Raw genomic sequence first — 7900 nt, 5'->3', positions numbered from 1 at the left:
TGGGGCGTGCCAAGGAGGCCTTTCGCAATCTGCCGGTGCCTGTTTATCTGTTGCCCGGCAACCACGATCCGCTGGTGGCGGATTCCATCCTGCGCAAGCCTTTTGCGGACAACGTCCACGTCATCGCGGATTCCACCCCGATTGAGGTGCGCGAAGGAGTGGAGATCGTCGGCGCCCCGTATCTCTCCAAGCGCGCAAACTATGACCTCGTGCAGGCAGCGCTCGCCCCGCTCGAGCCTTACGACGGAGTGCGCATCGCCGTGGGCCACGGGCAGGTGGAAGCACGCGAGTCTGAGGCTGACGTTATTGACTTAAAGTTTGTTGAAAACCAGATTTCTGAGGGCGTCATCGATTACCTAGCTCTGGGAGATACCCACTCCACGCAGGCCTTGGGGCAGTCGGGGCGCGTCTGGTTCTCCGGCAGCCCGGAGACCACCGCTTTTGATGACCGCGAGCGCGATTCCGGCAATGCACTGGTCGTGGTAATCGACAATGGGCAGGTTGAGGTCACCCCGCACCACATCGGCCGCTGGGCTTTTCGCGCGGTGGCGGCAGACGTCAACTCCGACGAGGATGTCGAGCGCTTCCTCACTGTTCTCGATGACATGCCGAACAAGTCCCGTACCGCAGTGAAGTATGGCTTGCGCGGCACGGTGGGGTTGGGCGCCCAAGCGCGTTTGGAGCAAGGCTTGGCCGAGCTCGAGCCGGTCTTCGCCTCGCTGCGCCCGCGTGAGCGAACCATGGACTTGCACCTTGCTCCCGATGAGGAGGAACTTGCCAGTCTTGAGCTTTCCGGCTTCGCCGCTGATGCCTTGGCGGAGTTGGTGGAAAACCTGGAGGACCCTGTAGCCCGCGACGCAGCCAACCTGTTGTTCCGTCTCAGCGTGAAGGAGGCTTAAAGCCATGATGCGTCTACACAGCTTGGAAATCTGGAACGTCCGCGGCGTCGAGCATCTGCGTATCGAACAGCTGCCGGAGACCGGCGTCGTGGTCATCCACGGTGAGAACGAGGCCGGCAAGTCCACCATCGTGGAAGCCATCGATACCGTGCTGACGGAAAAGCACACGGGTGCCGCTAAGAAGATTAAGGCGCTCAAACCGGTGGACCGAGATGCGGGCCCTGAGGTAGAGCTTGAGGTCACCGTGGGGCCGTATCACTTCCGCATCCACAAGCGCTGGCTCAAGAAAAAGATGTCTGAACTGCGCGTTCTAGCACCGCGTGCGGCGCAATTTACTGGCGGCGAGGCCGATGACGAGCTGGATCGCATCTTGAACGAGCATCTTGACCGCCAGCTCCTTGACGCTCTGTTCCTCCGCCAGGATGACCTAGGCTCCGGCGTGGCTGCCGTGGGTATTCCTTCGGTGACGAATGCCTTGGAAGAAGCTAGCGGTATGGATACCGCGGCCGCGGAAGACTCTGAGCTGGTCAATCGCGTGCAGAAGGAATACGAAAAATACTTCACCGCGCGCACCGGGCAGCCGGCTAAAGAACTAAAGGATGCCCAAGAGCGCTACAACGCGGCAGAACTTGCGCACAATGAGGCCACGGAAGCATTGCGCCAGCTTGACGATGTCGTGGTCAAACATGAGGCTGCACAACTTGCCAAGCGCGACGCCGAGGAAGCATTGCCGGCAGCGCAGGCAGAGCTAGCCGAGCGCGAAAAGGACGTTGTTGAGGCCCGCGCCGCCCTCGAAAAAATCGAAGCCCAGCGCGAAGTGGTTGACCGCGCTGCGGCAGATTTGGAGGCCAAGAAAGAAGCACTTGAACGCCGCCGCAGCGCGGTGGAGGAGGTTTCCAGGGCCGCTGCGAATCTCACGGCTTTAGCCACCAAGGTCGAAGAACTTAGCGCGAGCGTCGAAGATGAGAAAGAAGCCCGCAGCGCGCTCGAGGAAAAGCTCGAGCGCGCAAATCAAACCTATGAGAAGGCACGCGCCAACCTCCAATACGCGCGAAAGGCGCACAAGAAGAAGGAGCGGGAGGCCCTTGGCGAGCGCCTTGAACACCTAGGCAAGCTCGACAAAGAACTAGCTGACCGCCGCGCCGAGGTAGCTCAAGCACCAGAGGTTGCAAACCTCAAAGACATCGAGCAAGCCGCTAACGAAGTCCAGGTCCAAGAACGCGTTTTTGCCGCAGCCGCTGCCAAGCTGGTCATCAGCGGTGAAGGCGAGTTCGAGGTCGACGGCGAAGTCCAACAAACCGACGACAACACACAAACCATCCAGCTACGCGATGGCATGAAGTTTGCATTCGGCAAGATTCAGGCAACTTATCAAGCAGCAGCCGGTGATACCTCGGCCGACACCGTGGCACAGGCGCGCACGCGCCTTGCGCAACTGCTTGAAGACGCTGGCTGCGAAGACCTCGCTGCAGCACAGAAGCTGCGCGAGGAATTCTTGGAAAAGCAGCGCGCCGTCGTACAAGCTCAGCGCGAATTCAAGGCGGCCTTGGGCACCGACGACCTTGGCGAGCTCGAAGCAAAATATGCCGCACAGTCAGCGGACTTTGAAGAGCCTCGCGAGCACGAGGGCACGGACGTATCTGAGGAAGCACTCGACTTGTCCAGTGCCGAGGCTGCTGAGGAGGCCGCGCGCAGCGAAGTCACCATGGCGGAAAAGGAGCTGGCCCCGTACCGAGATAGTCAGGCAGCCACGCAGCTGGCTGCGGCGACGGCGCGGCATGAATCCGCTGCCAACCAGTATGCTGCAGCTGAGGAAGCTTTGCGTAACGCCCGCGATGCAGCAACGGATGCAGACGTTGAAGAGGCTCTCCATGCGGCGAAGGTGCAGCTGGAGCAGCAGCGCGAACGCCTGCGAGAACTAAGCGCCATCGACGTCGATACGGTCTTTGCTCTGCACAAGGGCGCGGAGGAACAGGTACGTAGCCTGAACAACGCAATTTTGAGTGCCGACGGCGACATGCGCGAATATGTCGGCCGAATCGAGATGCACTCTGGTGTGGCCGAACGCCTGGCTGCAGCCAGCGCCGAGCTAGAAATCTCACGGGAGGTACTCGCGGCCGTCGAAAAGCGTGCAAATGCTGCCCGCTATCTGCGGGAGCTGTTGCTTAAGCATCGCGATGCTGCGCGCCAGCGCTACGCCGCGCCTTTCGTGACAAAGCTTAATGCTCTCGCGCGCACCGTCTTCGGCGGTGACGTCGACTTCGAGCTCTCCGAGGAGCTCGTTGTCACCGCGCGTAGCCGCAACGGCCAAACCATTGATATGGGTTCGCTTTCCGGCGGCGCGAAGGAACAGCTGGCCATCCTTACACGGTTTGCTATCGCCGGGCTCGTTCAAGAGTCCGGTGTGCCCGTCATCGTGGACGATGCGCTGGGCTCTACCGACTCGACACGCCTGAACCTGATGTCGACGCTCTTCGCCCAGGTAGGCAAGCATTCGCAGGTGCTCGTGCTTACATGTATGCCGCAGCGATACGCGCGTGTACCGGAGCGCACGGAGCTTGCCATGGACGCGCTGAAGGTTTAGTTTTTCTCAGTAAAGCCAGTGTGTACTGTTATTTGCATGACTACGGGAACCCGCTGGCTTAACGAGGAGGAACAGGAGCTTTGGCGCCTGCTTCTTGGATCCATCCGCAAGATCAATCGCGGCATGGAAGAAACTCTCATGTCCGGTGGGGAAGTCTCTGCTTCTGAGTTCGCCGTCCTAGTGACGTTGTCCGAGCAAAAAGACCATCAGATGCGCCTGCGCGAGCTGTGTGCCGAGCTGGATTGGGACCGTTCCCGCACATCCCACCAAGTAACGCGCATGGAAAAGCGCGGGCTCGTCACCAAGTGCAAGAGCGTCGGCGATGCCCGCGGCGTGGTGGTAAAGATAACGGATGACGGTTTTACCCGCCTCGAGCGCGCCGTGCCTGAGCACGTCGAGTCCGTGCGCCGTCTTGTCTTTGATCACCTAAGCGAGGAAGATGTTCCCTCGTTGGTTAACTTCTTCAAAGGGGTGCTAGCAGTAAAGAACGTCCCTGGCTACGAGGGATTCGTACCTGAGGAACTTCTGCACGGTCAAGCTGAGCCTCAGGTTTAGGCTTGCAAGGTTGCCGGCCAAAACACGACCAAAGCTGACCTATCATGTGGCTTAGCGCCACAGCCTAACTCATATGTAGCCCAAAAGGAGACACCACCATGATGGGACAAGAGCTCTTCGAGCACCCTAAGCGCCAGTACCCGCACTACAACATCACTGTTCTCGATGACCTGGGCGACCCAGAAGCTCACCTTGAGGGAATTGCTACGGAAGAACAGGCGGCTGCCATGGACGCCGCTTTGGAGAAGTTTCCAGACGCTGCAATTACCTTTGACGAGGAAAGCGGCCACTGGATTGTTGGTGAAGAAGCCGATATCAACCGCATGTTCGCCGATAGAGACGCTTTTGTCGACGCCCTCGAAAACAACGAGGACCCTGGTATTTAAAACAGGCCGCAATGGTGTCAATCAAACGGTGGATAACTACAAATTCATAACGATCTACTGCTAAAGTTAGTGCCAGTGATTACTCTTGCTAGGCGAGGTGTGCCTAGGGAGTACAAGGCGCAGTGAAAGGAAACAACGGATTATGAACGAATACGAGGCACAGGAACAGCGCGAAGCAGCTGCACGTGACAAGGCTGACGGCTGGGTATCTGTGTTCGTCCAGTGGATCCCGAACATGCTCCTGGTTTTCGTTCTCGTTACCGCTATGTTCCTCGGCATGTTCTACATCGAGCACGGCTCCCTGGACATCACCCAGGAGATCGTAAACCCGTTCATCAAGTAGTACTTGGAGAACTCAAAGCTCAATAGCTAAATATTAAAATGGCGGCCCATCTTCTGGACCGCCATTTTGTCGTTTTAAAAGCCTGCCGCAATTAGTGCTGCTCGTTCGGATCGTTGTCCGCGTCTTCCTTGGTCTCGTGAATGGTGCCCTTAACGTGATCCGGTGCGGTGTAGATGGAGTAGAGCTTTGCCGGCTCGGAGCCCTCGTTGACGAAGTTGTGCCACTTGCCAGCTGGTACGAAGATGGCAAAGTCGTCTTCGACTACCTGGTCGATGTCTAGGTTGTCCTTGTCTTCACCAATCATGATGCGGCCCTGGCCGGACTCGAGGCGCAGGAACTGGTCATGGTCATCGTGGACCTCCGCGCCGATTTCGCCGCCGGCAGGAATAGACATGACGGTCATCTGCAGGTATTGGCCGGTCCACAGGGTGTCACGGAAAGCATCGTTAGCCAGGGTGGTCTCTTCGATGTTGAGAACATAAGGGGTCGGGCCATGGTCGGTGCGCAGATCTGACATGTCAGGTACCTCCTTGTAGGGATTATGGGTCTTTAACACCAGCTTATGCGCGCCCGCGTATTAATGCTGAGGATTTTCTTTTCTCGTATCTTCGCCGCCGTCCTGCCATTGCCTCTTATGCTGTTCGGACTTTTTGTGGTTGCGGATGGATATCACGCCGATGACGATACCGATGACGATGGGCACCCACACTTTCGAGTTGTCGAGCAAGAAAACCATCCACTCGGGCAGCGCCGGGAGGTCAGGGAAATCGATGTTCGGCCAGTTGATGCCTGGCCAATCGATACTGATGGTTGGCAGATGGATTTGGGGAAGCTCGGGGAGATCTGGCAGATCCGGCCAGTTGATGTCGGGGATAGGCAGCAAGTCCAACAGCTTGCGCAGGATTGGGCCGAGCACGATAACGGCCAACGCCCAACCGCCTTTACCAAGGCCCGCGAGGAGGGGATAGGCCACGCGTTTAACGGGGCTTTGCTCCATTGCTTCGCGACGCCGCGCACCCCGGCTGCCAGCTGGTGGCTCGAATTCGACCACCTCTGAGCCGTTGTGATATGTCACCTCGAGCAACTCGTCGAGAGCATTCGCGTGCAGCTTGAGGTGCGGCTTCGTGCGGTTGACAAGCTCTAAGCTGCGTAGCTCGTCGGTATCGATTTGTTTTAGTGCCACTCGCGCCGAAGACAACGAGGTGTACCTTCCAAGGACTTCGCCATCGCGGCAAACTTGCACGCGAATAGGTGGATTATCAATGAATGCCCGGATTCTATCTTTAAGCGGCATGTTGGCGTCTAGGGCGGTGTATTCTTGCTCGCTCGGTTCTTGCGGCCAGTTTTCATAAGCTGCAGCAAACTCCACATCGGGGCCGCCCATGACCTCGAGCCTTCCCGCCTCAGGATGGTTCAGAATCCACGTTTCCATGACCTAGGCCTTCCTTCCGGTTAACCAGCTGCCCAACCACGCAAGCAGGACGACCTCAACTGCGTAAATCCACGTACCGGTGTTGTAGTAGACCTTGGTAGAAAGCCAAAACATAAAGGCCGCAATGAGCGGAAAGGACAGCGTATAGCGGAAGAGCCGGCCATCCAGCATGCCCAATGCCAACGCCATCACTGGCAGTAGCACCAGCATGGTCACAGTCGCTGTATTCCCACTAAGAGCCGCGCCCACAATCCCCGGCACCACGAAGAACGCTAACGCGACCGCGAGAAACGAGAGGTAGGCCCGCGTGGGGCGAGATGTTGATTCCATGGCCCTGACCTTACAGCCCGCGGGATCATTCTTAGGAATGATTCTTTGACTTCGAGTGGTAGGGGGGAATTCCTAATATCGAGCGACGGCGATGCGCTAGAGATTTCTGGAAGCTGCAAGAAATGGAAAATGTGGATACGAAGCTGAAACCCTCGCCTGCCGGGTTGAACGCCGAGCAAGCGAAGGGAGAAATTGTGCCCCCGACAGGGATCGAACCTGCGACCTTCGGTACCGGAAACCGATGCTCTAATCCGCTGAGCTACGGAGGCAAATGATAGGTGGCATGCGCCAGATATCAACGGTGTGATTCTAGCGCATGCCAGTAGTTAGAAGCTAATGCGGGGTGAGTTCCGCATACGAGCCTTACTTCACGATGATGACTATGAGATCGCGTGGACCGTGCACGCCCTCGACGCGGGAGAGCTCAATATCGGAAGTAGCAGACGGGCCGGAAATCCAGGTTGCTGGGAAGTCCGGATTGATGCGCGAGACCATCTCCGGCACGCCGTAGACCACCTGCTCCTTGCGTACGATGCATACATGGCGGTCTGGGACCAGCGTGAGAGCGCGGCGGCCGCACAGCGGGCCCGCCTCCAACACGATGGTGCCGGTCTGTGCGGAAGTTACGTGGGACTCGGTGAGCACGGCGTCGACAGTATCCAGCTCGCGCGGGTCAGACGTGGGATCGTCGGCGGTTAATGTGACGTCGGAGGTGATGGCGTCGATAAGCGCGGTGTCCATGCCCTGTGCATAGGTCACCGTAGAACAATCCTTGTCCGTGAAGACCTGCGAGATGGTCTTGGCCAGGGACGCCTCATCCGTGACGTGGACCTCCGCCTTGTAATCCTCAAGGCGGTCAACCAGCATGTCACGCAGCTCATCCGCGTTTAGCGTGCCCTGCGTTTCGTACTCGCGCGGGATGTCGACGTGTTCAGACAGGCCTGCCTGCTTCTGCGCGGTGCGAATGCGCTTCAGGATCTCTTCTTTGGGGGTACTCACTTGATGCCCTCCTTCTTGGCTTGGGCGAGCAATTCTTTAGCTTCATCGGAGTCAAACCACTGACGGAAAGACTTCTTCGGGGGGACTGCAGTATCGCGGGCGTCGGACCAGCCGGAGAGGAACAAAGGCAAGTTATCGATGACGCCGTTGAAGCCGCCCAATACGCGGCCGAGGGCAACCATGTGGGTGATCTGGTTCCAGACCTTTGGGTGGCCCCACACGAGCTGAACCGCGCTAAACAGCTTGGATTCCACCGGCGGGGTAGCGTGGGTGACCTTTTGGTGGCGGTTCTCCAGGATGACCTCAGAAAGCGGAATCTTCACCGGGCAAACCTCGTCGCAGCGTCCACACAGGGAGCATGCATAAGGCAGG

General features: G+C 58.2%; 9 protein-coding genes, 1 tRNA gene and 1 pseudogene. 5 read left to right on the top strand and 6 right to left on the bottom strand.

Annotated features, from left to right (window positions below; genetic code table 11):
• The 5 genes from HMPREF2724_RS08225 to HMPREF2724_RS08205 form a co-directional block, all read left to right on the top strand.
• The coding region (locus tag HMPREF2724_RS08225; protein WP_070588167.1) for a metallophosphoesterase family protein at positions 1-899 on the top strand (899 nt) is incomplete at its 5' end.
• A gap of 4 nt (positions 900-903) precedes the next feature.
• Positions 904-3483: an AAA family ATPase gene (locus HMPREF2724_RS08220; RefSeq protein ID WP_070498303.1), complete on the top strand. Its 2580-nt coding sequence runs from the start codon at positions 904-906 to the stop codon at positions 3481-3483.
• A gap of 36 nt (positions 3484-3519) precedes the next feature.
• Positions 3520-4038 carry a MarR family winged helix-turn-helix transcriptional regulator gene (locus tag HMPREF2724_RS08215; protein WP_070432822.1) on the top strand — a complete coding sequence of 173 codons (519 nt, stop codon included), beginning with the start codon at positions 3520-3522 and terminating at the stop codon, positions 4036-4038.
• Positions 4039-4136: 98 nt separating this feature from the next.
• Positions 4137-4424: a molecular chaperone GrpE gene (locus HMPREF2724_RS08210; RefSeq protein WP_070432823.1), complete on the top strand. Its 288-nt coding sequence runs from the start codon at positions 4137-4139 to the stop codon at positions 4422-4424.
• A gap of 142 nt (positions 4425-4566) precedes the next feature.
• Entirely contained in the window at positions 4567-4767 is a 201-nt protein-coding gene (locus tag HMPREF2724_RS08205; protein ID WP_070432824.1) for a hypothetical protein, read from the top strand.
• 91 nt (positions 4768-4858) lie between these two features.
• Here HMPREF2724_RS08205 and HMPREF2724_RS08200 read toward each other — a convergent pair whose 3' ends face one another.
• The 6 genes and pseudogenes from HMPREF2724_RS08200 to HMPREF2724_RS08175 form a co-directional block, all read right to left on the bottom strand.
• A complete protein-coding gene (locus HMPREF2724_RS08200) occupies positions 4859-5284 on the bottom strand; it encodes a cupin domain-containing protein (protein ID WP_070432825.1) in 426 nt (141 codons plus the stop codon).
• Between the two features lie 60 nt (positions 5285-5344).
• Positions 5345-6199, bottom strand: a complete 855-nt coding sequence (locus HMPREF2724_RS08195; protein ID WP_070588165.1) for a hypothetical protein — start codon at positions 6197-6199, stop codon at positions 5345-5347.
• 3 nt (positions 6200-6202) lie between these two features.
• Positions 6203-6529 carry a hypothetical protein gene (locus tag HMPREF2724_RS08190; RefSeq protein WP_061925889.1) on the bottom strand — a complete coding sequence of 109 codons (327 nt, stop codon included), beginning with the start codon at positions 6527-6529 and terminating at the stop codon, positions 6203-6205.
• Between the two features lie 195 nt (positions 6530-6724).
• Positions 6725-6798: transfer RNA gene (locus tag HMPREF2724_RS08185), tRNA-Arg, on the bottom strand.
• 94 nt (positions 6799-6892) lie between these two features.
• Positions 6893-7528 carry a LutC/YkgG family protein gene (locus HMPREF2724_RS08180; protein ID WP_070456197.1) on the bottom strand — a complete coding sequence of 212 codons (636 nt, stop codon included), beginning with the start codon at positions 7526-7528 and terminating at the stop codon, positions 6893-6895.
• Positions 7525-7900: pseudogene (locus tag HMPREF2724_RS08175) on the bottom strand (lactate utilization protein); the annotation flags it as partial. The gene HMPREF2724_RS08180 and the pseudogene HMPREF2724_RS08175, both read right to left, overlap by 4 nt.

This window comes from Corynebacterium sp. HMSC071F07, from assembly GCF_001810285.1.
GTDB lineage: Bacteria > Actinomycetota > Actinomycetes > Mycobacteriales > Mycobacteriaceae > Corynebacterium > Corynebacterium simulans.
The sequence above is the reverse complement of the archived record's forward strand: the minus strand, read 5'-3'. Positions and strand labels throughout refer to the sequence as shown.

Coding starts and splice junctions, on each gene's coding strand:
- HMPREF2724_RS08215 (WP_070432822.1), top strand. CDS start 3,520: ATGACTACGGGAACCCGCTGGCTTAACGAGGAGGAACAGGAGCTTTGG.
- HMPREF2724_RS08220 (WP_070498303.1), top strand. CDS start 904: ATGATGCGTCTACACAGCTTGGAAATCTGGAACGTCCGCGGCGTCGAG.
- HMPREF2724_RS08210 (WP_070432823.1), top strand. CDS start 4,137: ATGATGGGACAAGAGCTCTTCGAGCACCCTAAGCGCCAGTACCCGCAC.
- HMPREF2724_RS08190 (WP_061925889.1), bottom strand. CDS start 6,529: ATGGAATCAACATCTCGCCCCACGCGGGCCTACCTCTCGTTTCTCGCG.
- HMPREF2724_RS08195 (WP_070588165.1), bottom strand. CDS start 6,199: ATGGAAACGTGGATTCTGAACCATCCTGAGGCGGGAAGGCTCGAGGTC.
- HMPREF2724_RS08205 (WP_070432824.1), top strand. CDS start 4,567: ATGAACGAATACGAGGCACAGGAACAGCGCGAAGCAGCTGCACGTGAC.
- HMPREF2724_RS08200 (WP_070432825.1), bottom strand. CDS start 5,284: ATGTCAGATCTGCGCACCGACCATGGCCCGACCCCTTATGTTCTCAAC.